The organism is Desulfosediminicola flagellatus (assembly GCF_005116655.2).
GTDB lineage: Bacteria > Desulfobacterota > Desulfobulbia > Desulfobulbales > Desulfocapsaceae > Desulfopila > Desulfopila flagellata.
The window spans coordinates 191398-218118 of the sequence record NZ_CP050698.1 but is presented as its reverse complement, the minus strand read 5'-3'; the positions used below and the strand labels follow the sequence as shown (position 1 = coordinate 218118).

General features: G+C 43.0%; 16 protein-coding genes, 1 tRNA gene and 2 riboswitches. Of the genes, 7 read left to right on the top strand and 10 right to left on the bottom strand.

Translation table 11 applies throughout. The annotated features are described in order from the left end of the window. The first annotated feature begins 1 nt into the window (after window position 1). The 5 genes from FCL46_RS00890 (at window position 2) to FCL46_RS00870 (ending at window position 7761) form a co-directional block, all read left to right on the top strand. The gene (locus FCL46_RS00890) at window positions 2–475 is read left to right on the top strand and encodes an oligosaccharide flippase family protein (protein ID WP_167505889.1); all 474 of its coding nucleotides are present in this window, start codon (window positions 2–4) and stop codon (window positions 473–475) included. Window positions 476–801: 326 nt separating this feature from the next. Next, a complete protein-coding gene (locus tag FCL46_RS00885) occupies window positions 802–4212 on the top strand; it encodes an FG-GAP-like repeat-containing protein (protein WP_167505890.1) in 3411 nt (1136 codons plus the stop codon). 247 nt (window positions 4213–4459) lie between these two features. After that, window positions 4460–5962, top strand: a complete 1503-nt coding sequence (locus FCL46_RS00880; protein WP_136807919.1) for an oligosaccharide flippase family protein — start codon at window positions 4460–4462, stop codon at window positions 5960–5962. A gap of 549 nt (window positions 5963–6511) precedes the next feature. After that, window positions 6512–6682 (top strand): integrase core domain-containing protein, encoded by a 171-nt coding sequence (locus FCL46_RS28635; RefSeq protein ID WP_136807920.1) that lies wholly within the window; start codon window positions 6512–6514, stop codon window positions 6680–6682. 296 nt (window positions 6683–6978) lie between these two features. Beyond that, window positions 6979–7761: a class I SAM-dependent methyltransferase gene (locus tag FCL46_RS00870; RefSeq protein ID WP_167505891.1), complete on the top strand. Its 783-nt coding sequence runs from the start codon at window positions 6979–6981 to the stop codon at window positions 7759–7761. A gap of 260 nt (window positions 7762–8021) precedes the next feature. Here the strand turns inward: FCL46_RS00870 and FCL46_RS00865 are convergent, their stop codons facing one another. Together FCL46_RS00865 and FCL46_RS00860 are read right to left on the bottom strand one after the other, a co-directional pair. Beyond that, a complete protein-coding gene (locus FCL46_RS00865) occupies window positions 8022–9518 on the bottom strand; it encodes a right-handed parallel beta-helix repeat-containing protein (RefSeq protein ID WP_136807922.1) in 1497 nt (498 codons plus the stop codon). 420 nt (window positions 9519–9938) lie between these two features. Then, window positions 9939–12683, bottom strand: coding sequence for a fibronectin type III domain-containing protein (locus tag FCL46_RS00860; RefSeq protein ID WP_136807923.1), 2745 nt, complete (start codon window positions 12681–12683; stop codon window positions 9939–9941). Window positions 12684–12694: 11 nt separating this feature from the next. Beyond that, a riboswitch (cyclic di-GMP riboswitch) is annotated at window positions 12695–12788 on the bottom strand. A 914-nt stretch (window positions 12789–13702) separates the two neighbouring features. Between FCL46_RS00860 and FCL46_RS28630 the strand changes: the two genes are divergently transcribed. Then, window positions 13703–13963 carry an integrase core domain-containing protein gene (locus FCL46_RS28630; protein ID WP_136807924.1) on the top strand — a complete coding sequence of 87 codons (261 nt, stop codon included), beginning with the start codon at window positions 13703–13705 and terminating at the stop codon, window positions 13961–13963. Window positions 13964–14129: 166 nt separating this feature from the next. On the opposite strand, the gene FCL46_RS00850 is transcribed toward FCL46_RS28630, so the two are convergent. From FCL46_RS00850 to FCL46_RS00840, 3 genes are all read right to left on the bottom strand, one after another. Further along, the gene (locus FCL46_RS00850) at window positions 14130–15626 is read right to left on the bottom strand and encodes a right-handed parallel beta-helix repeat-containing protein (protein WP_136807922.1); all 1497 of its coding nucleotides are present in this window, start codon (window positions 15624–15626) and stop codon (window positions 14130–14132) included. A 420-nt stretch (window positions 15627–16046) separates the two neighbouring features. Beyond that, the gene (locus FCL46_RS00845) at window positions 16047–18791 is read right to left on the bottom strand and encodes a fibronectin type III domain-containing protein (protein WP_136807923.1); all 2745 of its coding nucleotides are present in this window, start codon (window positions 18789–18791) and stop codon (window positions 16047–16049) included. A gap of 11 nt (window positions 18792–18802) precedes the next feature. Further along, window positions 18803–18896: riboswitch (cyclic di-GMP riboswitch) on the bottom strand. A 999-nt stretch (window positions 18897–19895) separates the two neighbouring features. Then, on the bottom strand, window positions 19896–20477 hold the full coding sequence (locus FCL46_RS00840; RefSeq protein ID WP_136807925.1) for a PEP-CTERM sorting domain-containing protein: 582 nt from the start codon (window positions 20475–20477) through the stop codon (window positions 19896–19898). Window positions 20478–20822: 345 nt separating this feature from the next. On the opposite strand from FCL46_RS00840, the gene FCL46_RS00835 reads away from it, so the two are divergent. After that, entirely contained in the window at window positions 20823–21152 is a 330-nt protein-coding gene (locus FCL46_RS00835; protein WP_167505892.1) for a transposase, read from the top strand. Window positions 21153–21185: 33 nt separating this feature from the next. Here the strand turns inward: FCL46_RS00835 and FCL46_RS00830 are convergent, their stop codons facing one another. The 5 genes from FCL46_RS00830 to cysS form a co-directional block, all read right to left on the bottom strand. Beyond that, complete coding sequence (locus FCL46_RS00830; RefSeq protein ID WP_136807927.1) at window positions 21186–22376, bottom strand: radical SAM protein; 1191 nt, start codon at window positions 22374–22376, stop codon at window positions 21186–21188. Between the two features lie 483 nt (window positions 22377–22859). Beyond that, the gene (locus FCL46_RS28625; protein ID WP_420811299.1) at window positions 22860–23000 is read right to left on the bottom strand and encodes an IS3 family transposase; all 141 of its coding nucleotides are present in this window, start codon (window positions 22998–23000) and stop codon (window positions 22860–22862) included. An 80-nt stretch (window positions 23001–23080) separates the two neighbouring features. Further along, on the bottom strand, window positions 23081–23425 hold the full coding sequence (locus FCL46_RS00820) for a hypothetical protein (RefSeq protein WP_136807929.1): 345 nt from the start codon (window positions 23423–23425) through the stop codon (window positions 23081–23083). A gap of 667 nt (window positions 23426–24092) precedes the next feature. Continuing rightward, window positions 24093–24169 (bottom strand) — tRNA-Arg (locus FCL46_RS00815). A gap of 104 nt (window positions 24170–24273) precedes the next feature. Continuing rightward, window positions 24274–26604: a cysteine--tRNA ligase gene (cysS, locus tag FCL46_RS00810; protein WP_136807930.1), complete on the bottom strand. Its 2331-nt coding sequence runs from the start codon at window positions 26602–26604 to the stop codon at window positions 24274–24276. Window positions 26605–26721 lie beyond the last annotated feature (117 nt).

Genomic DNA, 26721 nt, shown 5'->3' with positions numbered 1-26721 from the left:
TATGCAGCCAAAAGCAAAGGAAGTGCTTGAAGCTTATGCAGTTGTAAGTGTTAGCAGTCTCGTTGGCAAAATTCTGGCTTTCCTATCGGGAGTGATTATCGCACCAGCCATTGGTCGGACTGCTTATAGTCTTTTTGTTCTGTGCCGAGACTTATGCCAGACAGGTTCAATGCTTTGTCGATCTGGCTTTCCTATTGGGGTTATCAGAAAGATTCGTGAGAACGAAGGAAAACCTCTTCTGCAATCAAGCTATATCTTTCATGCATTTTATATTTCAGGTGCCATATCCTTGCTTCTGATCCTGTTCGTATGGTTTTGGAGAGAAAATTACCTCGCAACAAACATTTACCAGGATGAACGTTTTTCTGCAGCTTTCCGGATCAGGGTTCTGCTAGTGCCACTTTTAACTTTTCTTGAGATCCTTAATGGTTGCTATAGAGCCTATATTAAAGTTCACAATGTTCGGTTGCCATAAATATTATCTATCCATCAGGTTGGTGTTTATTGTATCCGTGTTTACATTCTCAGTCGACTTGAAGGTAGTTATATGGCGAACATTACTCTCGTATCTATTGACAGCTACCTATTTACTGTATTTTTTCCAGAAAATGATTACAGAACAACCTTTTTTTTACCAAAACATCTTCCTAGAACCAATATCTGTAGTTTGTGAAAATATTCATTTGTCATAGCAATATCATGAGTATTTGCACTACATGAGAAAAAATACGCTTATATCGGATGATCAATAAACATAAATTTTACTAGTTAATTCTATAAATGAGGGGGGGGGGGAAGACGATGTTATCAAACATAAATTTTTTTCGGCTCGATATATTATTGTCCTTATTTTCTAAGAACTGTGTTTGTAATAGCAATTCATTTCTCACAGTTTTTTTTATATTCATAGCATCAGTGTACATACCTAATAACGCTCGAGCTGAGATAAGATTTACTGAAACTACAGAAGAAGCAGGCCTAACCTATACCGGCCCCACTTGGGGTACACAATGGACAGACTATAATGGGGATGGTTGGCCAGATATTTGGGTTACCAATCATCAGTCGAAAGAGCCGAGCCTCTACCTTAATATGGGAGATGGAACATTTGAACAGATTTCTGATAAAATTTGGGATACAATGCCATCGCCATATATTGATATGCATGGTGCTGGTTGGGCAGATTTTGATAATGATGGAGACCAGGATGTGCTGGTCAATGGTGGTACCATGTTCGAGGACAACCTTTTTTTTGTAAATGATGGCGGAATCCTTTACGAAAGTGCCGAAGAATACGGCGTCTCATATCTTGAAAATCGTGGGCGTATGCCATTGTGGCTGGACTTCGACAATGATGGACTTTTAGATGTTTATATAAATGGGATCGGTACTGAAGCAGAAGCGTCTGCCGCCTTATTTAAACAGAATAAAGAAACCGGATTTTTTGAAAATGCAAATTCCCTTGTTGGGTTTGAAAATCATTATGCTGTCTATAGCATATTGTCCGATCTTACTGGCGATGGGGTATTAGATATTATATCTTATAATGATCAAGAACCGTTTCCTACATCTTTGTATAGCACTGCGACTATTCCTTTCACTGAGCATCGGAATACAATATTCCCAGCTGCTACTGGATGGGGTGCTGACGCAGCTTTCGCGGATTTCAACGGTGACCTTCGCTCAGATCTTTATTTAGCAAGAAGCGGAGGAGAAGAACAAGCCGCACAAGTAACATCCACTAAACTGGCAGCGAATATTCCAGAACAAGGCTGTGGGTGTGAAAAGGGAATAACATTCAAATCCTCTGGTAAAATAACAATATTGTTTTCAATACCTTTTGTTTCTTCAGACCAGCCCTTCTATATTGGTTCTTCGGGGCTCTCTCCTGAAACATTTCCATCCTACATTTCTCCAGATGATCCGCGAATATGGGGATTTTGGCCAAGAATCCCGCTCTATGTAGAGCTAGACCCTGACGACCCCAGAGTTTCTGGCATTTACCCCCATGAACCTGGCGTTGATGTCGGTGTTTATATCGGTTTTGACGCGGATTTGAATGAATGGGAAATTGTATCTTCACAATCTCTTAACAATACGTTTTTGTGCCGTTTTATCGTCGAATCTGACGGTCCAATAACCGAATTCAATCCGTTGAATATTAATATGTTTCCAGCTGCTATAGATAGCCTCTATATTCATAACGGAGCCAAGCTGGAACAAAGTTCATTACAACAAAACGGAATCAATAAGCATTTACCAGGAAGAAGTGTTGTTGCGGGTGACTTTGATAATGATATGGACATGGACATTTATGTGGTGAATTCTTTAAGAGTCATGAATACACCGAATATTCTCTTTGAGAATGACGGAACAGGTGTATTTACTGAAGTCGCAGAAGCTGGAGGAGCGGCAGGGTCCTTGCTGGGAGCAGGGGACCATGTAGTCTCTGCGGACTATAACCGTGACGGTTTTCTGGACTTGTTCGTCACTAATGGTATGTATCCATCTCCTTTTGATCATTTGGGGCCTATCCAGCTCTTTAAAAATAACGGAAACAGTAATCACTGGATTGAAATCGACTTAGTCGGCACGACTTCCAATCGAGACGGTATTGGCGCTCGCGTGTTAGTGACCGCCGGAGGGAAGACTCAATTGCGTGAGCAAGGTGGTGGTATGCACAAATTTTCACAAAATCATACGCGCATCCACTTCGGCCTTGGGCAAAATTCAACCATCCAGAGCTTGGAAGTACAATGGCCAAGTGGGACTGTTCAGGTAATAGAAAATCTTGAAGCAGATAAAATCATCCAGGTAGTGGAATCTTCGGGTGACCCTCAGCCGCCACTGGCGGTGAATGATAGTGCAAGGACGGATATAGATACCGCAATCACTGTGGAGGTCCTGACTAACGACTACGATCCAAACAATGATACAATGACCATTACTGCAGTACAGAGCCCAACCGACCAGGGCGGTATAGCCACTATCAATGACAACGGTTCACCTAATAACCCAGATGATGACTTTATCGACTACACCCCACTTGGAGGTTTTTCAGGTACGGATACCTTTACCTATACAATTGATGACGATCACGGTTTCACTGATACCGCAACCGTGATCGTCACTGTGAAAGCTGCGTCGAATACTTGTTATCCATATGGTGAGCCGAATTATGATCCAGTAACAGAAGATGGGATTTTTCTTTGGAAAGAAGGAAATGTTTGGCACTTGAGAGCTGTTGCAGGATTCAGTGGGTGGCAAAAGTATATTGGCAGGATAGTTTCAGATATACCACTTAATAGTGTAACCCCTGTCAACTTTGAGGCAACTGATATTCTGGACACCACAAATTCTCAGGTGATTACTTTTGCGATACAAATGTCACGGCCCTATTTCGACGGGCTTGATTTCGAGTTTCCAGCTGGGGCCACTGTCTATTTTGATGTACAAGCGACTAGTGGGAATGCTGCCGATCAGGTATTTATCGGAGGAGATCGATGTCCTGTAGCTCAGCTTCCTACTCAACTTTCCTCAGACTCTAACACAGCTCCAGTGGCTGGCTTTACGGCCGATCCAACTTTTGGGACGATTCCGCTATACGTGAGCTTTGACGGATCTCTGTCATACGACCCGGATGCTGATGGTTCGATCGTATCCTATGAGTGGGACTATGGCGATGGTAAAGGCAGCGGCGTAACAACAAGCCATACATACAACGCAACTGGCATCTACGACGTTAGCCTCACCGTTACCGACGACTATGGTTTCACCGATACGACCAGCCAGAGTATCACTGTGGGAACGTCGACTACTTGTTATCAGTATGGAGATAGAGCGCCGAATTATGATCCAGCAACAGAGGATGGAGTTTTTCTGTGGAAAGAAGGGAATGTTTGGCACTTGAGGGCTGTTGCTGGGTTCAGTGGGTGGCAAAAGTATACTGGCAGGATAGTTTCAGATATACCGCTTAGTAGTGTAACCCCTGTCAACTTTGAGCCAAATGATATTCTGGACACCACAACTTCTCAGGTGATTACTTTTGCAATACAAATGTCGCGGCCCTATTTCGACGGGCTTGATTTCGAGTTTCCAGCTGGGGCCACTGTCTATTTTGACGTTCAAGCGAACAGCGGGGATGCTGCCGATCAGGTATTTATCGAAGGAGATCGATGTCCTGTAGATCAGCTCCCTACTCAGCTTCCCTGAGGCTCTAGCGCCCAGCCAGTGGCAAGCTTTACGGCCGATCCAGCATTTGGTGAAGTTCCACTGGCAGTGAACTTTAATGCTTCTGGATCAGACGATGCGGATGGTTCAATCGTTTCCTCTGTATTGGACTTTACCGTTACAGACAACAAAAATCTGATGATATTCGCAATTATGTACACATTGTTAATGTTACCTACAAAAAACACCTTTAGGTTAAATAACCATAACGAGTGACACGGTTAGTTCTATGCAGCCAAACGCAAAAGATGTGCTTAAAGCCGGTGCAATTGTAAGTGTCAGCAGTATCGTTGGCCGAGCACTGGCTTTTCTGTCGGGAGTGGTTATCGCACCAGCCATTGGTCCGGCAGGTTATGGTCTTTTTGTTCTGTGTCGAGACCTGTGCTTGACTGGTTCAATGTTCTGCAGATCTGGCTTTCCGATTGGGATTATCAGAAAGATTCGTGAGAGCAAAGGAAACTCTCTCCTACAATCAAGCTATATCGTTCATGCATTTTATATCTCGGGTACCATATCCTTGCTCCTGATGTTATTCGCATGGGTTTGGGGAGGAAATTATCTTGCTACCAATGTTTTTCCAGATGAACGTTTTTCTTCAACATTCAGGGTCATGGTTCTGCTGGTCCCTCTTTTAACTTTTCTTGACCTCCTTAATGCTTGCTATAGAGCCTATTTTAAAGTTCAGAAAAGCTCGATTGTAATAAATATTGGCCAGCCCTCTACCAGGTTGTTGTTGATTGTATGCCTGTTTATATTTTCTATGGACCTGAGAGTAGTTATCTGGGGAACATTGCTCTCGTACTTATTGGCAGTCGGCTATTTACTGTATGATTCGAGAAATTGGTTGCTGAACAACCTTTTTTCACCAAAACATCTTCCTAAGATTAATATCCGTAATTTCTGGAGTTATTCATTTGTCATAGCAATAACTGGTTCAGTAAACCTGTTGATGGACAAAATGGATGGTTTTATGATCGGATACTTTAACGGTTCTGAAGAGGTCGGAAATTATGCAATCATCAAAATAGCAGTTCCAGTAATTATTCTTTTTAATGGCGCTTTCAATAGCTTGCTAGGAACTACTATTGCCGCACTGGCTGCAGACAATGACTATGGAGGCATGGCCAATGCAATGCAGCAGCACTCCCGTTGGATGGTGATAAGTTCCTTTCCTCTTTTTTTGGTTTTTGCTGTTTGGGGTAAAGACTTACTCCTGATTTTCGGCAAAGCATTTACTCTGCCGACTGCAACTATCATTCTACTAGCCGGAGGACAATTAATAGTTGCCCTGTTTTCTTCAGTAGGTTTTGCATTATCCATGACAAAGAATTATCAGGCAGAGCTGCCTGTGTCATTGCTAGGGCTTTTTATTAATGCCTGTCTTAACTATATATTAATACCAGAATATGGTATTATTGGTGCTGCGATTGCTACTGTTATTGCAATATTAACTGTAAATATTGTCAGACTGACCATCGTTTGTAAACTCTATCATTTTTTCCCGTTTGACAGATGGGTTGTGCCGCCAATGCTCCTTGCATTCGTGTCTGTTCTTACCACATGGTATCTTAGAAATTGGATAGGTGATTCAACGATTACAGGGGCAATTATTGCTTCATGTTTTTTCTCCATTCTGTATCTTCTATTATTGTATTTTTTTGGATTAAATCCTGCTGATAATGAATTATCAAAAACAATTATTCGAAAGATGAAAACTAAGATTGCGTTGTAGCCTGGCAAATCCACTTTTGCCATATTATCTTGCAAATTAAATACATTATACGCACTACTTATTAGGTGACAACAGTGAAAAGCACTTCAACTCTATTCCATTTAAGTAAGCTACTGGTTTTCCGTGCTCCAAATTGCCTGCCTGACCATTCATAAGCATATTTGGCAATTTGATCGTCAACAAAAATACAGTAACTTAGACATTATGGCTGTCAGTAGGGAATAAGTGAACTGCTCCTAGCCTGCTATGAGCAGCGGATATCACCTACATCCCAATGAAACGTGGGTTTATGTATCTGTTCGCCATAATTTATTGGTATTCTAGAAGAATAGTAGATTAGGAAATTTCAACCACACTCGACACAAAACTCTGTATACGCTGCCTGAAACGAGCATTACTGAGAAACACAAAACCAGATTTTTTAATACAGATCAAGCTTGTCAATTTACCTCAGCGAGATGGACAACCCTGCTCAAAGAGAATGGAATAGCCATCAGTATGGATGGCAAAGGGCGATGGATCGATAACGTGATCATCTAGCGCTTTGGGATGTCGATAAAATACGAGGTTATTTATCTGAAATCGTATGAAAACCCTCGGGAACTCGGGGAAGGGATCCGAGCTTATAGAAAACGGTATAATACCAGAAGACCGCACGAACGTTTTGGCGATCAGACACCCGATGAGGTGTACTACAAAGAGCTAAAAAAAGCCGCGTAAAAACCTCCACCGCCTTCTCCCAGCTGGGAGAAGGCGGTGGCCCTAAAGACGGGACCACTTCTTTTGGAACATTTTAACACAAGTAGCTCTCTGAGCCTTAATTTATTAGTATTTATTCAAATATTTATGAGACAGCAGTGACTAAGAAGACATGAAACTGAAACAGCTAATTAATGGAATCGCCACTTGAATACGCCCGGCAGGTGGTGGGGAGATACGTTGAACATTACAACGAACTCTGCCCTATCGGACAGAGTGGAAAGAAAGCACGGTCAATATACCAACGGAGGTATCGGATGAAGCAAGTGAAACTATTCGAAAGCCGGGTTCAGGAGCGCGAGTTACTGGAGACCCATATCAGGATGCGGGCGGCGAACGCCGCGCCGTTACGTATCCTGGAGGCGGGGTGTGGCCGAAATTGGCCGCTTGAGCTTGCGGGAATCGAGTACAGCCTTGTCGGGGTAGATACCAACGAAAAGGCATTGGAGATCAGAAAGACGCAAATCGGGGATCTCGATGAGGTCATTGTCGGCGATCTGCGTACGGTGGAGTTTGAAGAGGGGACATTCGATGTCATTTATAACTCGTTCGTTCTAGAGCATGTGGTGGACGCCCGAAAGGTACTTGACAATTTCCATAAGTGGTTGAAGCCATCTGGAATCCTTATCGTGCGGATACCGGACCGCGATTCCGTTTACGGGTATTTCACCCGAACTATGCCATTCTTCGTTCACGTCATGTTTGCCCGGCATGTTAAGGGGTTTCGCCAGGCAGGAAGGCCGGGGTTCGGTCCCTATCCGACCTATCATGAGCCCGTCGTGTCGCGGCGAGGGATGCATGAGTTCTGCCAAGACAATGACTGCCTCCTCATGGAGGAGTATGGCCAAGGGTATTACCTGGAGTGGCCGGGCCTGGCGTCAAGACTCATGCGCCTTTTCGTCGCAACGGCATCTTTGATTTCGCTCGGAAACCTCCCTTGGCGGTATAACAATCTCACCTATATCGTCCAGAAAGATGGAGGCGACCTCCCGGGTCAGGAAAAGCGGCCAAATCGCAATGTTGCAGAGTCTCATGGTTGATTTTAATGATGTTTACGCCGTTTTTGCCATGACCTCTAGTCATTTTTTCTGCACTCCGGGGAGCTTTTTCTCCAAGCTCTTTCTAATGCTGGCACCTTGGTTAACAAGGTGCCAGCATTAGATTTCCATGCCAAGTATGCTTTTTTTTTATGATCTTTTCCCTATATAGCACTATGGAAGAGATGGAAGACTGAATCAGCTTGCACGGGACCACTTCTCAGAAACAAAAAATCGGACAGTAAAAACCAGAGTTCCCACTGCTATTCATAAGCGCCACAGTTGACTATTCCGCCAGGGGCAACAATTTTTCCGCTCCCGTCTGTTATAGGCACACCGTCATAGTCCTTTATATTTGGAATCCCCTGCCACACGGAATTATCACAGGCATCTTTTGCCGGTGAACCAGCCCGTAAATGAAAGTCGTTACTTCCGGGAGCAGTGTATAACGGATCACTAAAAATCGTATTTTTACCGTTCAAATGAGAAAATCCACCGGAATCAACATTTACTCCGTAAATTACATTGTTGTCCAAAGTTACTACTGAAGGACTAATATAATCTACACCGATTTGAAAATTATAACCATGAGAGAGAATATTGTTTTTGAATGTTACGCCTGTCAGTAGGGTATCAAATATTCTTACTCCCCCAAAGTACTTGGTGCCGCTTGTCCCATTAAGATACAACGTGTTATTATAGACGAATATATCATAAACATTCTTACCAGTCGTCCCCGCATTATGAAATACTATTCCTCCTCTTCCAGCCTTCTCAACAATGTTATGATGCACCGTAACATTATGTAAAGCACCTCCGGCTTCTGCACCTATAGATATTCCACCCGCACCTATATCTTGAACATGGTTGTTATACACTTGAATATTATATGTGTCTTGGTTGTAAGCATCGACGTATATACCGTTGGAACCACCAGCTATATCCCTTACGTTATTATGGTGAATTGCACCATTTTTGGAACCTTGCTTAGAATCTATGCCAGCACCGCCTGGAGGATGATAAGACGGATTGCAGTTAGTATATGAATCATTATACGCGACCTCAAACCCGTTTACAGCAGACAGAGAGATTTGTTCGCTGGCGCTACTACAATTGGTCATTGAAACATCATTGTAAAATACACCAACATTAGAGCTGGTATTCATTCTGATTCCGGATGACTCAGTTTTGTTTACTTCGGAATGTTGAACTATTATATTTGTGCCACCATAGAAACCTATACCTGAATTTTCTGCTGCCTTACCAATCCCAGAATTTTGTACTCTGATATTGTCTATAATGATGTAGTTTTTATTTGTCCCTCTAATTAAACCATGATACTTAGCGAGATTAACCCCAGTACCATCAAAAACTGGTTTATTTCCTGTTCCATATGCCCCAAACGTGATACTTCCACCACTAGCTGATCCGCTGCTCGGTATTAATAACTGCTGTCTCCAAGTGCCACCACGATTGAACAATACACAGTCCCCAGGCGAAAAAGAAGTCTTGTTTACTTTGCCTACAGTTGCCCACGCAGCTGCAGTGGTTAAACCATTAGCAGTATCATTGCCACTGTTGGAAACATAATAAGTGCGTTTACAGGTGAGTGGGATGGAGACGTCGTCCCCTAGCTGGAAGTTTATCGGGGCGTTTATTTTAGCATGGGCTATGGAATATGGTGCAAGGCAAAAAATAGTTAGATATGCACCAATTATATATTTTGTTTTTTTCATCTGTTTAATACTTTTTAAAGACATTTTTGTTCTCCTTTGCAGATCCCAAAGGATCTAATTCGAAGCAATACTTCTTGTAATCGGGTGTATCTCATCGCAAAGCTCAGTGACTAACAATTCTGCAAAAGTTGAATAATCACTTTCTAAAACCGCACTATTGTAGCCGGCTGCAACAACTGGATACTATCTATCACCTGTGAAATTCAGTATTTCGCTACAATTCCTTCAATAAACGTTCACATAAATGCGAACCAGTAATGCAGGCTTCACCAACTACCGAAATACCTTTACTTGTTTGAGGTTTCATATTGTTGTCGTATTGTATTTCTTAACTCAACTTTCCAGTTCGTGAATAGTATGACTATAAGTATAAGAGTCATACTATTCACTCATGAAGAGCCAAAAATTACCTTTATCTACTCGACCATTTCATTTAGATAGAGCTTACTCCGGCTTAATGATAAGAAAGCCACCAACTTCTGCAGTGTGATATATTTCTGAATCTTTTGAAGTTTCCTCTTCAACCATAATCGCCATGCTATCGATTCCTGCCTGGGCAATTTTCAGGGCTGAAGTGTCATATCCATCAGTTGTCTGCATTGCTGCGAAATGGAATGGCAGATCATCGAACTGTTGATCAAAGTTGATGCTATAGTTCGCATGGGTAACGCTGTCACTTGTAGTTCCCGCCTGAAAGCGGATCCCGTTCGTTACGCCTGAACCAGGAGTCCACGCCAGGTAGGCGACAGTTTCCATACCATGATCTTGGCTGTTCACTTCCTGTTCCTGTAGTTTGTAATCAAAACCACTTGAAGTGATGTTCTGAACACGCCCAATAACAGCATCACTACCATTTTTACTATTGATGCTTGTTAGAATGACTGGTTTGACGGAAAATGCACTAATCAGAGAGGTTGAGGATGATGAAGCGCTTGCGTTAAACAGCCCGGCTTCAATCTGAGACCCATCGTCTAAGATATAACTTCCCTCTTCCATAACAATGTAATTCACTATCTCCACGCCGTGGATGTTATCCTGATAATCATATTCCTGTAACTGAATATTGAAACCGTCTTCAGTAATATTGCTGATACGGACAACATTCGGGGATGTGTCATTTTTTGTGACAGTATTGGCAATAATGACAGGCTGTTTGTAGTGTTTTGTGAAACTTACCCACACAGGAGCACTCCCCACTGATGTTTCACCCATTTCAACAGGAGAATCTTCTTCCGGTTTGACGGGAGCGATAGCAAAGTATCCTCCAATTTCAGCAATATGATACACCTCATTATTTGCTGATTGTTCTTCAACAATTGTCATCCTGGTGTCGGTGACGGAAATATCACTCATGCTGACAATCGCAGTATCCATACCATTGGCACTCTGCATATCAGCCAAAACGAAGGGCATGGCGGAAAATTGCTGTTCGAAAGAAATTGTCGAGGCCTTATCGGTGAGGATTTTTTCGGTTGTTCCTGCCTCAATCATCAGACCATCTACCTCGCCGGACCACTTTTCCATAGCAATGTAACACACTGTTTCTGTAGCATGCTTCCCATCGTTTTTCTCCTGCTCCTGCATGGTGACAGAAAAGCCCTGGGGAGTTATTCCTTTCATCCTGAGGGTTGCTGTGTTGGTATCGTTTTCGCTCACAATCGATGACAAAACTACCGGTTGGCTTGATAAAGAATTGGCAAATTTTATCGTCTTGAAGGTGTTAAGACCTGATAAAGCGGTACATTCGGCGACAGCATAAACATTATCAGCCAGCTGATGGTGACCTCGTTCCATTACGATATAGGAGACCATCTCCGCTGGATGGAGACCATCTAAGTAGTCCCACTCGCGGATCCGGATGTCGAATCCTGTACTGGTTAGGTTGCGGATAGACACTACACCTGACTCAGGATCGTTCGTAGTTGTTGATTTGGCGATCACCGATGGCGACATATATTTAGCATCGAAATCGACATGTTGCCAATCTGATGTAACCAGTAGTTCACCTAATTCGAAGGCAAGATCATTATTGGCCGCCTCATTGATGAGGATATTTACAGTTCCCTGGTTGGATGCAATATTTCCGTCTGTTGCCAGAAATGTAAAATGGTCTGGCCCTGAAGTATTGTTGTACGGGGTATATGTAAAGGAACCATTGCCAGCAAGGAGAAGAGTACCTTTTTCAGGAGCTGTAACTGTGGCAAAACTTACTTTATCTCCATCCTCATCAGTTGCAACAAGTTGCCCGCTGTATGGAACACCCTGGTCAACGGTAAAGCTGCTGCTCTCGGTGATAGGGGCCTTATTAACATGCTGTACGGCTATGTTCACCTGGGCTGTATTTGAAGTACTGCTGCCGTCACTGACCTTGAAGGTAAATGAGTCGGAACCGGAGTAATTCTGTTGTGGTATGTAGTTAAAAAAGCCGCTGGTGCTAAGATTAACTGTACCGTTTCCAGCCTGAGCGACCAAAACGTATGTGAGGCTGCTGCCTTCAACATCTTTTGCCGTGAGCTGCCCGGAGTACGAAGCGTTTTCATTAAGGGAGATGCTTGTGCTGCTTGCTAACGGGGCATCGTTCACCTGGCTCACATTGATGGTTACGGTTGCAAGATTTGATGCACCGACGCTATTGCTGACTTTATAGGAAAATGTGTCGGAACCAAAGTAATTGAGCGCAGGGATATAGGTAAATGAACCGGTATCACCTTTTACCGTTACCGTTCCATGGCCCGGTTGCGCAACAACCGCGAATACCAGAGCGTCACCATCCGGGTCGTTGGCGTTCAGCTGCCCGGATAGAGGTGTATCCTCTTTCCCCTGCAGTGAAACATTACCGGCGACGGGGGGCTGGGGAGTAGCCGTGCCAGGCACGGTGTGCACGATTTCCGTGGAATAGCCGCTCTCTTCGATTGCCGAGTATGCTGTTGCCGCAAAATAGTATGTTTTGCCCTCCAGTAGTCCTGGCACCGTTGCCTCGATCATACCATTGACTACTGCCGGAGGATTGACGTTAAATACTGAAGTGTAATTTCGACTGCTTGTGCCGTAATGAATTTTATAACCGGAAACGAGTTCATTGTTTGGTGTCCAGCGGAAAGTTGCGCTAGCAGCATGTGCCGCAATGCTTGATGAAAAGAACAGCAAAATGGAAATAATAACGGGTTGGGTCGTCTTGAATACTGCCATGGGTTACCTCTTTCGGTGACCCCGCTACCGTATTTCTCTGTCGAGAAACGTAGGCCGGTGGTTTTGCGTCACGCCCTTTCGGGAATCGCTTTGCCATTATCGGGAAATTTCCCAAGAGAAAAATCCTTACTCAAAATTGTTGGCTTCGTGAAAAACAACGAAAACCAACGGTTAATCACTGTACCTTGTTGTTGTTTTTTGGAGGATTGCTCCTACTCGTTTTGGAATTATTTACGAATTGATCACAATTGAACTCCGCCTACTCGTTCTGCCCAAACTTAATACCATGCAACAATGGGAAAAGTTTCGGAGAGGGAGAAGACGAATACCCTTTTGTTATGCTGGTTATCTCTATGCACGTGTTTGTATGTTGGGAAAGTGAAACTGTTGGTTGAAGAATCTCCTTTCCTTCCTGAATTCTCAGTCGACGTATTAACAAATACTCACGTAACCAAAGCAAGATGCATGCCAAAAGGTTCGACACGTATACTATTCAACCAACCGGCCACAGCAACGGGATCGTCTTCCTATGCTACTACCCAGCTGAGAACAACTGGAGCCATAATATTGTTTTTTCTTCTAAAAGAATCCGTGCAAATGACGTAGAGCTGCTGGAAGAACCCGCTTCTATCTTGCTGCCGTCACCTAAGGCATACCTACCTTTTTCCAGGAGGAAATAGCTGACGGTTTCCTCGGCGTATATGTCGCTTTGGCAATCTCGCTTTCGTCTTTGTAATCCAACTGTCATCCAGGTAATTCCCTTCATAAAGTCGAATTTCAAATCCATGCCTGGGAATTGGGCGGATTACTAAGCATCTACCAAGGTTTTATCTTTATTGGAATTTCAGGTTAATTAACTATCATATTCCTCCTAAAGCTCAGCGATAGAAAATGACTGGGGGATCGCTATATGATAACCTTGGTATGTCATCATGCTCCCAGGCTCTACGTCAATTGTTTACAGCGGACAATGAAGATTTCGGGAATACCGATCAGGGTTGTCATTTCACCTCTGAAAAATGGAGTTCTGTTTTAAAGGCAGTTGGGGATCGAATCAGCATAGGGATGGTAAAGGAAAGTGGCTTGTTAATGTCGTCGTCGAAAGATTCTTGCGGAGTATAAAATACGAAGATATTTACCTGCAGTCCTGTGAAAACCCGAACGAACTAGAAAAAGGGATTGCAACCTATATCAATCTTTATAATAACCAGCATCATCAAACCCTTTTAGGAGCGACTCCAGAAGAGGTTTACAGAAAGGAGGCGATCATCGCAATTTGAACCAGAGCGCCCCTTCAGCCCCTTTTTCGCGAGAAAAAGGGGCTGAAGGGGCGTAACCCAGGTCCCCTATGCTTCACAACTAAAAACCGCTAAAACGTGTGGTTTAAAGTATGGGACCACTTCTCAGAAACAAAAAATCGGACAGTAAAAACCAGAGTTCCCACTGCTATTCATAAGCGCCACAGTTGACTATTCCGCCAGGGGCAACAATTTTTCCGCTCCCGTCTGTTATAGGCACACCGTCATAGTCCTTTATATTTGGAATCCCCTGCCACACGGAATTATCACAGGCATCTTTTGCCGGTGAACCAGCCCGTAAATGAAAGTCGTTACTTCCGGGAGCAGTGTATAACGGATCACTAAAAATCGTATTTTTACCGTTCAAATGAGAAAATCCACCGGAATCAACATTTACTCCGTAAATTACATTGTTGTCCAAAGTTACTACTGAAGGACTAATATAATCTACACCGATTTGAAAATTATAACCATGAGAGAGAATATTGTTTTTGAATGTTACGCCTGTCAGTAGGGTATCAAATATTCTTACTCCCCCAAAGTACTTGGTGCCGCTTGTCCCATTAAGATACAACGTGTTATTATAGACGAATATATCATAAACATTCTTACCAGTCGTCCCCGCATTATGAAATACTATTCCTCCTCTTCCAGCCTTCTCAACAATGTTATGATGCACCGTAACATTATGTAAAGCACCTCCGGCTTCTGCACCTATAGATATTCCACCCGCACCTATATCTTGAACATGGTTGTTATACACTTGAATATTATATGTGTCTTGGTTGTAAGCATCGACGTATATACCGTTGGAACCACCAGCTATATCCCTTACGTTATTATGGTGAATTGCACCATTTTTGGAACCTTGCTTAGAATCTATGCCAGCACCGCCTGGAGGATGATAAGACGGATTGCAGTTAGTATATGAATCATTATACGCGACCTCAAACCCGTTTACAGCAGACAGAGAGATTTGTTCGCTGGCGCTACTACAATTGGTCATTGAAACATCATTGTAAAATACACCAACATTAGAGCTGGTATTCATTCTGATTCCGGATGACTCAGTTTTGTTTACTTCGGAATGTTGAACTATTATATTTGTGCCACCATAGAAACCTATACCTGAATTTTCTGCTGCCTTACCAATCCCAGAATTTTGTACTCTGATATTGTCTATAATGATGTAGTTTTTATTTGTCCCTCTAATTAAACCATGATACTTAGCGAGATTAACCCCAGTACCATCAAAAACTGGTTTATTTCCTGTTCCATATGCCCCAAACGTGATACTTCCACCACTAGCTGATCCGCTGCTCGGTATTAATAACTGCTGTCTCCAAGTGCCACCACGATTGAACAATACACAGTCCCCAGGCGAAAAAGAAGTCTTGTTTACTTTGCCTACAGTTGCCCACGCAGCTGCAGTGGTTAAACCATTAGCAGTATCATTGCCACTGTTGGAAACATAATAAGTGCGTTTACAGGTGAGTGGGATGGAGACGTCGTCCCCTAGCTGGAAGTTTATCGGGGCGTTTATTTTAGCATGGGCTATGGAATATGGTGCAAGGCAAAAAATAGTTAGATATGCACCAATTATATATTTTGTTTTTTTCATCTGTTTAATACTTTTTAAAGACATTTTTGTTCTCCTTTGCAGATCCCAAAGGATCTAATTCGAAGCAATACTTCTTGTAATCGGGTGTATCTCATCGCAAAGCTCAGTGACTAACAATTCTGCAAAAGTTGAATAATCACTTTCTAAAACCGCACTATTGTAGCCGGCTGCAACAACTGGATACTATCTATCACCTGTGAAATTCAGTATTTCGCTACAATTCCTTCAATAAACGTTCACATAAATGCGAACCAGTAATGCAGGCTTCACCAACTACCGAAATACCTTTACTTGTTTGAGGTTTCATATTGTTGTCGTATTGTATTTCTTAACTCAACTTTCCAGTTCGTGAATAGTATGACTATAAGTATAAGAGTCATACTATTCACTCATGAAGAGCCAAAAATTACCTTTATCTACTCGACCATTTCATTTAGATAGAGCTTACTCCGGCTTAATGATAAGAAAGCCACCAACTTCTGCAGTGTGATATATTTCTGAATCTTTTGAAGTTTCCTCTTCAACCATAATCGCCATGCTATCGATTCCTGCCTGGGCAATTTTCAGGGCTGAAGTGTCATATCCATCAGTTGTCTGCATTGCTGCGAAATGGAATGGCAGATCATCGAACTGTTGATCAAAGTTGATGCTATAGTTCGCATGGGTAACGCTGTCACTTGTAGTTCCCGCCTGAAAGCGGATCCCGTTCGTTACGCCTGAACCAGGAGTCCACGCCAGGTAGGCGACAGTTTCCATACCATGATCTTGGCTGTTCACTTCCTGTTCCTGTAGTTTGTAATCAAAACCACTTGAAGTGATGTTCTGAACACGCCCAATAACAGCATCACTACCATTTTTACTATTGATGCTTGTTAGAATGACTGGTTTGACGGAAAATGCACTAATCAGAGAGGTTGAGGATGATGAAGCGCTTGCGTTAAACAGCCCGGCTTCAATCTGAGACCCATCGTCTAAGATATAACTTCCCTCTTCCATAACAATGTAATTCACTATCTCCACGCCGTGGATGTTATCCTGATAATCATATTCCTGTAACTGAATATTGAAACCGTCTTCAGTAATATTGCTGATACGGACAACATTCGGGGATGTGTCATTTTTTGTGACAGTATTGGCAATAATGACAGGCTGTTTGTAGTGTTTTGTGAAACTTACCCACACAGGAGCACTCCCCACTGATGTTTCACCCATTTCAACAGGAGAATCTTCTTCCGGTTTGACGGGAGCGATAGCAAAGTATCCTCCAATTTCAGCAATATGATACACCTCATTATTTGCTGATTGTTCTTCAACAATTGTCATCCTGGTGTCGGTGACGGAAATATCACTCATGCTGACAATCGCAGTATCCATACCATTGGCACTCTGCATATCAGCCAAAACGAAGGGCATGGCGGAAAATTGCTGTTCGAAAGAAATTGTCGAGGCCTTATCGGTGAGGATTTTTTCGGTTGTTCCTGCCTCAATCATCAGACCATCTACCTCGCCGGACCACTTTTCCATAGCAATGTAACACACTGTTTCTGTAGCATGCTTCCCATCGTTTTTCTCCTGCTCCTGCATGGTGACAGAAAAGCCCTGGGGAGTTATTCCTTTCATCCTGAGGGTTGCTGTGTTGGTATCGTTTTCGCTCACAATCGATGACAAAACTACCGGTTGGCTTGATAAAGAATTGGCAAATTTTATCGTCTTGAAGGTGTTAAGACCTGATAAAGCGGTACATTCGGCGACAGCATAAACATTATCAGCCAGCTGATGGTGACCTCGTTCCATTACGATATAGGAGACCATCTCCGCTGGATGGAGACCATCTAAGTAGTCCCACTCGCGGATCCGGATGTCGAATCCTGTACTGGTTAGGTTGCGGATAGACACTACACCTGACTCAGGATCGTTCGTAGTTGTTGATTTGGCGATCACCGATGGCGACATATATTTAGCATCGAAATCGACATGTTGCCAATCTGATGTAACCAGTAGTTCACCTAATTCGAAGGCAAGATCATTATTGGCCGCCTCATTGATGAGGATATTTACAGTTCCCTGGTTGGATGCAATATTTCCGTCTGTTGCCAGAAATGTAAAATGGTCTGGCCCTGAAGTATTGTTGTACGGGGTATATGTAAAGGAACCATTGCCAGCAAGGAGAAGAGTACCTTTTTCAGGAGCTGTAACTGTGGCAAAACTTACTTTATCTCCATCCTCATCAGTTGCAACAAGTTGCCCGCTGTATGGAACACCCTGGTCAACGGTAAAGCTGCTGCTCTCGGTGATAGGGGCCTTATTAACATGCTGTACGGCTATGTTCACCTGGGCTGTATTTGAAGTACTGCTGCCGTCACTGACCTTGAAGGTAAATGAGTCGGAACCGGAGTAATTCTGTTGTGGTATGTAGTTAAAAAAGCCGCTGGTGCTAAGATTAACTGTACCGTTTCCAGCCTGAGCGACCAAAACGTATGTGAGGCTGCTGCCTTCAACATCTTTTGCCGTGAGCTGCCCGGAGTACGAAGCGTTTTCATTAAGGGAGATGCTTGTGCTGCTTGCTAACGGGGCATCGTTCACCTGGCTCACATTGATGGTTACGGTTGCAAGATTTGATGCACCGACGCTATTGCTGACTTTATAGGAAAATGTGTCGGAACCAAAGTAATTGAGCGCAGGGATATAGGTAAATGAACCGGTATCACCTTTTACCGTTACCGTTCCATGGCCCGGTTGCGCAACAACCGCGAATACCAGAGCGTCACCATCCGGGTCGTTGGCGTTCAGCTGCCCGGATAGAGGTGTATCCTCTTTCCCCTGCAGTGAAACATTACCGGCGACGGGGGGCTGGGGAGTAGCCGTGCCAGGCACGGTGTGCACGATTTCCGTGGAATAGCCGCTCTCTTCGATTGCCGAGTATGCTGTTGCCGCAAAATAGTATGTTTTGCCCTCCAGTAGTCCTGGCACCGTTGCCTCGATCATACCATTGACTACTGCCGGAGGATTGACGTTAAATACTGAAGTGTAATTTCGACTGCTTGTGCCGTAATGAATTTTATAACCGGAAACGAGTTCATTGTTTGGTGTCCAGCGGAAAGTTGCGCTAGCAGCATGTGCCGCAATGCTTGATGAAAAGAACAGCAAAATGGAAATAATAACGGGTTGGGTCGTCTTGAATACTGCCATGGGTTACCTCTTTCGGTGACCCCGCTACCGTATTTCTCTGTCGAGAAACGTAGGCCGGTGGTTTTGCGTCACGCCCTTTCGGGAATCGCTTTGCCATTATCGGGAAATTTCCCAAGAGAAAAATCCTTACTCAAAATTGTTGGCTTCGTGAAAAACAACGAAAACCAACGGTTAATCACTGTACCTTGTTGTTGTTTTTTGGAGGATTGCTCCTACTCGTTTTGGAATTATTTACGAATTGATCACAATTGAACTCCGCCTACTCGTTCTGCCCAAACTTAATACCATGCAACAATGGGAAAAGTTTCGGAGAGGGAGAAGACGAATACCCTTTTGTTATGCTGGTTATCTCTATGCACGTGTTTGTATGTTGGGAAAGTGAAACTGTTGGTTGAAGAATCTCCTTTCCTTCCTGAATTCTCAGTCGACGTATTAACAAATACTCACGTAACCAAAGCAAGATGCATGCCAAAAGGTTCGACACGTATACTATTCAACCAACCGGCCACAGCAACGGGATCGTCTTCCTATGCTACTACCCAGCTGAGAACAACTGGAGCCATAATATTGTTTTTTCTTCTAAAAGAATCCGTGCAAATGACGTAGAGCTGCTGGAAGAACCCGCTTCTATCTTGCTGCCGTCACCTAAGGCATACCTACCTTTTTCCAGGAGGAAATAGCTGACGGTTTCCTCGGCGTATATGTCGCTTTGGCAATCTCACTTTCGTCTTTGTAATCCAACTGTCATTCAGGTAATTCCATTCCTGAAGTCAAATTTTAAATCTATGCTCGGGAATTGGGCGGATTACTAAGAATCTGTCAAGGCTTTATCTTTATAGGAATTTCAGGTTAACAAACTATCTAATTACCCCTAAATCTCAGCAATAAAAAATGACGAGCGGTGGGGGATCGCTATATGTTTACCCTGGTATGTCATCCTGTGAAGATGTGGTTTAATTGGCACTTACATTTCTTCCTGGTTAACGGGATTTACAAGGTTGTGGATTTATCTCGGTACGACTGGAAACAACTTTGGAGACCATCAAAAGAAAAGGCAGAATCATTTCTGACTCTGCCTTGGTATTCCTGATTGACGGAATATTACTATTTTTTCTTTCTCAACCTTGTACTGATAAGACCAAATAAACCGCTAGCGAAGAGGATAATGGTTGTGGGCTCAGGGACTTGTGGAGATTTCTCCCAAACCGCCCAAGTATTGGGGGTGTCGACCATAGTGCAATAAGCATAGATATGGTCGGGGAATTCTTCTTCATCTGTAGCTGGAGAGTTTTTGGTAATCCAGGCATATACATATTCGCCATCTCCCTCATACAAGAATTGCGGGGTGTATATATGGTATCTGCCCGCAAGACCAGGGCCTGGGTTTGAATCAAACAGATATTGTCCCTCATCTATTAGTACCTGGTCTAGAAGTGCTAGTGCGGCGAGCCTTGATGAATCAAAATCGAATAGGTCATTAACTGTACCACCTGTCCCTACATATAAATCAAGGAATGATCCATAATTGAAAGTGACGTTAAAAAAAAGTTCATCTACTAAAACATGTGTCGCTCCGAGGAGCATGCCTTCATCGTCAACCAACAATGTGGTAGCCAGCGAATTGTCAGTGGTTAAAGTCATGCCCAACGTAATTGCCATACACCAAGTGATCAGTAACTTTTTCATCACATCCTCCTAAATATATATTACAGATTCCTTCTGTGACTTTTCACCCCAATCTTTCAACAGTTTTGTCTTCTATTATTCACAGGCTATCCTAACTATCTACATGTGTCAGACAAAGAATATTCAATACCACAAAGTGGATGTTTAGTTGTGTGATTTTTTACAAGATGCACGTAACAACATGTGATCCAATGCAATTTTCATTAAGAGAACAAGTCATATTTCTATGTAAATGTACTATGGTAATACTAATCTATGATGACTTTCCAGGGAGTTGAGCTTCTTCCTGATGTGTACGTAACAAGATGTTTTATCAACTTCTAAAACAGCGCATTGAGGAATGCATTGCTTCTCAATAAATCTCTGGCTACAGCCTACTACCTTAAAGAGGACCTTCGCCAGCTATGCTTTCAAACCAGCAAAGAAGAGGCATCTGCCTTCCTTGACGACGGGATATCGCGGGCAATAAGTTTAGGCATCCATATGCTCACAGCCTTTTCGGTGATACTGCAAGGGCACCGCGACGGAATCCTGGCATATTACGACCGCCCTATTTCCACGGGGCTCCTTGAGAGAACAAACAACAAATTAAAAACACAACAAAAACAAGCATACGGCTTTCGGGACTTGGACTTCTTTAAGCTGAAAATCTATGCCCTTCATGAAACAAAGTAGGTTTTAGTCGGATGAACCGAATTATTTATACAATCAACTTGACATTGATTTCATAACTACCTTTTTTAACAAGAACTCTCTTTTTTTTGCTTTCAGGTGTGGTATCTGATTGAGCTTAGTCGCTGCCAATGTTCCTGGGCGTGGAGAATAATTGTATACTTCTATAAAATTGAACTGGACCTTGTCGAGAAGCTGAACCGTATCCTGAAATTCTGCATCACTTTCTCCTGGAAACCCTACCATTATTTGAGTTCGAATCACAAAATTTGGGAAAGCAGATTTTACAGAATTGATTGCAAATATGAAATCTTCAATTTTATATCCCCGATGCATTTCATTAAGAATACGATTGTTCCCTGATTGTACTGCCGAAGTCATAAAATTTATTTTACCAGGCTTTAACACGTCTAAGAAGCGTGGTAAGTTATCAATATACAGCTTCGGATGAACGTTACGTAGTTTGATATGAAAATCAGCATCAATTGAATTTAATTCCCTTAGTAACTCTATCAAATCGCATTGGCGATCTACACCGTATGAACCGAGATCAGTACCGATGAGCGCGAAATCTTTGAATCCAGCCTCAAGCCCAGCAATAACTTCATTCTTGATTTTATTAATGGGTTTGCTTTTAGTTGCACCTCTTGAAAGCTTGACTGCACAGTAAGAGCACGACTTGGAACATCCTGAACATACTTTTACATAAAAAGTATTAGGCTGGACAATGCTTACTGAATCCCAAATTTGCTTATATTTCTTTCTATTCACTTTGGTTAGAAAGCTATAAATATTAAAATGCAATAGCTTTGATAGATAATCTTTCATTCCAACGCCTAACATAGTTACTCTTTCAGGAATCAAATAATTGGCAGGAAGGTCTTTTGACGGGATTTGAATTTTTAATAAATCCGAAAGGCGGTCTAAGTCATTGTATTCGAAAATATCACCCTGAAAATTTTTTTCTACCCGATCTCTATTTATATGATGAAGACAGCCGGTTAGAATGAGCTTTGTATCTTTTCTTTTCTTTCTATTCAATAATTGAATGATTTTGACAGATTGATCCTCGGTCCCCTTGGTTAGTCCACATGAATTAAAAATAATCAAATCTGCTTCAATAATGTTAGTAGTTATTGTCCATCCATTATTTACTAGAAAAACTTCAATTTTTGCACAATCAATTCTGTTTTCAGGACAACCGTTTGTGGTTATATAGCCTTTCATTTTGGATAATGACTCCTAGTTGTATTTTAAGGAAACACGAAAGTTGAAGTGGACCATATAGTCAAGACAACCTTTCTCAAATTTAAGGTAGAGAAAAAATAGTCTGTTATTTCTTGCGGTCTGTATGCCGGAGCCCCGCCGGAGACGCCTCTCCGTCATCGCCACTTTCAGATTAACTCGACTCACTCTGCGCCCTTAAGCTGCCAACTGTAGATCTGGGGATCCACAATATACCTCTGCCGGTGTTTTTCTACCGAGTCCTGCATGAGGGCGCTCATTGTTATGAAATTCAAAATAGACCTTCAGAGAACGAATCTACTATACCAATCCATCACAGCTGTCAGGTAAACGAAGCCGCCTGGGATCCGGATATCGTTGATATCGGAACACCATATCTGATTAAACATGTGATTACCAAATTACGGAGCAGGTAAGGATAGGCCTTGTGCTCAGGATGCGGTTTGCTGGTGTTTAACTTTAGTGCTAAAGATTGTATTCCGATTTATCGCACAGAAGCTGCATGCGCTTCCGATTCACTTTATGCCCTTGCTTCCGCAGGTAGTCCTGAATCTTCCCGATGCCGTAAAACGAGTGTTTAGTGTATTCCTTATCAATAAGGCTCATAAGAACCTGGTTATCATCAGATTCCATACTGTAAATGCTTGGTCGATAGCAGCTTGAGCGGGTAGTTCGATCAGATCACATTATCTCTGAGTACTGAGTTCCTTGCGCATAGGATTTATGCAAGACCACTTCTCAGTGATACTCCTTTCAGAAATCTGTGTTTTTCTTAACCAGTCAACTTCTACCAGCAATCTGCCTACTTGCTGGTAGAGTCGATCTCTTTCTGATTCCATTACTTCAATTGCCTGCTCTTTCTTGCTCCCGAAAATTTCAGGGATCGCATCTATGACTTCCTTCTTCCAGCGATTTATTTGTCTGACGTGGATGCCAAACTCTGACGCAGGTTCATTTGTTGTCTTTTGGCCTTTTATGGCGGCCAAAGCAACCTTGGATTTACAGTTCTTTGTATGGTTTTTCCATTTCATGCAATCCCCTTATGAATAGTGTGCATTCTACTTTAACACACTGCCTCATTTCCGGAGCCCACTATAGATTTCTGACTACTTTAACTCAATCAACACCGTGAGTAAACAATAAGTTAGGCAATATTGGTCAGTATGGGGTCACAGATTAGGGATCAAAAGATGAAAACATCAAGAATGCACAAGAAAAAGCAACTAGCAGAAAAATTTGGTGTGACGCAGAACAGAAGGTAAAGGTTAGACAGAGAAGTGCAGAAGAAGAGAAGCAGACGGGGTTATCAAAGGAAATTTATTTACCAAGAAGCGCAATGTATAATGTAAGTCAAAGAATAACTGTAACTCACTATGGGCAACCGGAAACTCCATTAGCTAAAATGAAAGTGCCAGGTGTTGTTGCATTTGGGCTTGAGTTATGCAAACCTTTTGTATGAGCAGGACTTTTATGGCGTATAATTTAGAATGTTTCGGATTTGATCTCACACCTTCCATGAAGCCACTATCAAATCAATTTTCAATGTTGGCTTGGTGGACGTAGTGGGCTTGCCCCACCCCTTCCATCATGAATTACCGAATCCCCTATTACGACAAGACTTAAAACCCAAAGTACCGGAAGATGACCAGAGAAACGAATAAAGGGCCTCAGCAAAATCGCTGAAGCCCTTTATTTATATGGTACGCCCTGCAGGATTCGAACCTGCGACCTACGGCTTAGAAGGCCGTTGCTCTATCCAGCTGAGCTAAGAGCGCTTGGGGTTAGAAATGGGTGCCGACTTTTTATGATAGTACAAGCACGGCGGATACTATAATCAAACCGAAGCAAAAAGCAACAGGTTCTTTATGTGTTTTGCGTATTATTCCATTCCGCGAATTCTTTTCCAGACTGGACCACTATCCGTATCAATTACAGAGATGCCTTTCTTAGCTAATTCTTCCCGTGCATCATCTGCAGCCTGCCAGTCTTTTTGCAACCGAGCCTTTTCGCGACGCTGAATCAGGGCATTTACATCCGGAGCAAGAGGGCAGCCTTTGAGCCTGAAAATCTGCAATACTTCGTCGAGTTTTCTGAGGCTTTCAAGAATATATTCTTTCTGATCGCGATCAAGATTATTCACAAGCAGGATGGGATTGGTTCGCTTGATGAAGTTGTAGATTGTCGCCATTGCCTTGGATACGTTCAGATCATCATCTAATGCCTCATGAAACTGCTCTTCCATAGCTGAAACATACGAAGCAACCTCAGGATGCGGTTTCCCCGGAGGTAGACACAGCAACTTGCAGGTAAACTCATCTATCCTGCGAAGCGCAGTGCGGACACTTTCCAATCGTTTATAGGTGAAGTCGATTGGCTTCCGATAATGGATGGTGAGTAACATGAGTCGCACTTCACGCGGGGTAAAACCACGTTCAATCGCATCGCGCAAAGTGACCACATTGCCATTTTCAAGCGACATCTTCTTACCATCAACCAGCACCATTTCAGAATGCAGCCAATATTTGGCAAGCGACTTACCCGTAAGTGCCTCAGAAATCGCAATCTCATTTTCATGGTGCGGGAACATAAGGTTTCGACTGGCAGTATGAATATCCAGGGTTTCGCCCAGGTTATGAATTGCCATGGCAGAACACTCAACATGCCAACTTGGACGCACGTTGCCCCAGTCCGTCTCAAAGAAAATGCCTTTCTTAAGTTCTGCAAGAGTAGAACGTTTCAAGAGAGTAAAATCACGAGGATTATCTTTTTCATAATCGTCAAGATCAACAGTTTTGCCCAGCTGAATTTTGCTCAGATCAATTCCCGAGAGCTTCCCGTAATTACTGAATTTCGAAATATCAAAATAGATAGAGCCGTTCTTTTCGTAAGCATATCCCTTGTGAAGTAATTCGTGAGCGATTTCAATCATATCATCAATATGATCACTCGCCTTAGGATACCCCTTAGCCCGCTTCGCCCCTAACGCCTCAATATCGGCCATAAAACCGTCGATATATTCCTGAGTAAATTCTTTGAGCGGCAGCCCGGCAATCTCTGCGCCGGCGATGGTATTATCATCAATATCCGTGAAGTTCATATAGGCATCAACCTCATACCCTTTAACCTCAAGATATCGGGTAACAAGATCTGAGAATACGAAACGGCGGCAAAGCAATAAATTTGCAGGTTCGTAAGCAGTCGGCCCACAACTATAGAGAGTGACCTTGCCTTCCTTTAACGAAGTAAAAACCTCTTTTTTCTTGCTAAGTGTATTAAAAAAACGAAGTTGAGACTCTTTCTCTTCAACCTTTTTAGGCGGAGTAAAAAGTGGTGTCGACAAATAACGTTCACCACCATCAGGGAGGATAACCACCACCAAACCACTGTCGATATTTTTGGCATAATCGATCGCGGCCGACATTGCGGCACCACTCGACATACCGACAAGAATCCCTTCGTGGCGCGCAAGTTTGCGAACCATGGTAAACGCATCTTCATCTTCTATGGGAAGAATAACATCCGGCTCGTTTTTATTAAAAATCCCAGGCCGATATGACTCCTTCATATTCTTCAGACCCTGGATCTTATGTCCACGATGAGGCTCAACCGCCAGAACCTTGACATGCGGCTGATGTTCCTTAAACCATTTACACAGACCCATGACCGTGCCGGAAGTACCGAGCGTCGCTACAACATGTGTAACCCTGCCTTCGGTTTGCGCCCATATTTCCGGTGCACTGTTCGTATAATGTGCTCCCCAGTTCGCTTCATTATTAAACTGATCAGTCAAAAAGTAACGGTCAGGAAACTCCCGTGCCATGGCATAACTTTTTTCTATCGCGCCATCGGTGCTCCTCTTGGCAGGTGTCAGTAAAATCTCGGCACCATATGCCTGCATAATCTTTCGACGTTCTATGGATGCAGACTCAGGCATTACAAGGACACACCTGTAACCCTTAGCAGCGCACACCATTGCCAGACCGATCCCTGTGTTTCCGCTGGTAGCCTCAAGAACTATTTTGTCTTTTGTCAGCTCACCGCTAGCTTCGCCTGCTTCGATCATCGAGAGCGAAATTCGCTCTTTAACCGAACCACCCGGATTCCTGGACTCCACCTTGCCGTAAATTTCTACGCCCGACTGGTCAAGTAGCCGATTAATACGAACAAGGGGGGTATTGCCAATTACCTCTAGAATATTGTCATATAACATTGGTAAACCGAAGACTGATCACAATACGGACGATTGTGAGTATATGTTTATTAATGTGCTGTTTTTCCAATTATTCATTGTGCTTCATGGAAAATACAGCGTGTCACGGCAGGGTCA

Coding starts and splice junctions, on each gene's coding strand:
- FCL46_RS00890 (WP_167505889.1), top strand. CDS start 2: ATGCAGCCAAAAGCAAAGGAAGTGCTTGAAGCTTATGCAGTTGTAAGT.
- FCL46_RS00885 (WP_167505890.1), top strand. CDS start 802: ATGTTATCAAACATAAATTTTTTTCGGCTCGATATATTATTGTCCTTA.
- FCL46_RS00880 (WP_136807919.1), top strand. CDS start 4,460: ATGCAGCCAAACGCAAAAGATGTGCTTAAAGCCGGTGCAATTGTAAGT.
- FCL46_RS28635 (WP_136807920.1), top strand. CDS start 6,512: ATGTCGATAAAATACGAGGTTATTTATCTGAAATCGTATGAAAACCCT.
- FCL46_RS00870 (WP_167505891.1), top strand. CDS start 6,979: ATGAAGCAAGTGAAACTATTCGAAAGCCGGGTTCAGGAGCGCGAGTTA.
- FCL46_RS00865 (WP_136807922.1), bottom strand. CDS start 9,518: ATGTCTTTAAAAAGTATTAAACAGATGAAAAAAACAAAATATATAATT.
- FCL46_RS00860 (WP_136807923.1), bottom strand. CDS start 12,683: ATGGCAGTATTCAAGACGACCCAACCCGTTATTATTTCCATTTTGCTG.
- FCL46_RS28630 (WP_136807924.1), top strand. CDS start 13,703: ATGGAGTTCTGTTTTAAAGGCAGTTGGGGATCGAATCAGCATAGGGAT.
- FCL46_RS00850 (WP_136807922.1), bottom strand. CDS start 15,626: ATGTCTTTAAAAAGTATTAAACAGATGAAAAAAACAAAATATATAATT.
- FCL46_RS00845 (WP_136807923.1), bottom strand. CDS start 18,791: ATGGCAGTATTCAAGACGACCCAACCCGTTATTATTTCCATTTTGCTG.
- FCL46_RS00840 (WP_136807925.1), bottom strand. CDS start 20,477: ATGAAAAAGTTACTGATCACTTGGTGTATGGCAATTACGTTGGGCATG.
- FCL46_RS00830 (WP_136807927.1), bottom strand. CDS start 22,376: ATGAAAGGCTATATAACCACAAACGGTTGTCCTGAAAACAGAATTGAT.
- FCL46_RS28625 (WP_420811299.1), bottom strand. CDS start 23,000: ATGAGCCTTATTGATAAGGAATACACTAAACACTCGTTTTACGGCATC.
- FCL46_RS00820 (WP_136807929.1), bottom strand. CDS start 23,425: ATGAAATGGAAAAACCATACAAAGAACTGTAAATCCAAGGTTGCTTTG.
- cysS (WP_136807930.1), bottom strand. CDS start 26,604: ATGTTATATGACAATATTCTAGAGGTAATTGGCAATACCCCCCTTGTT.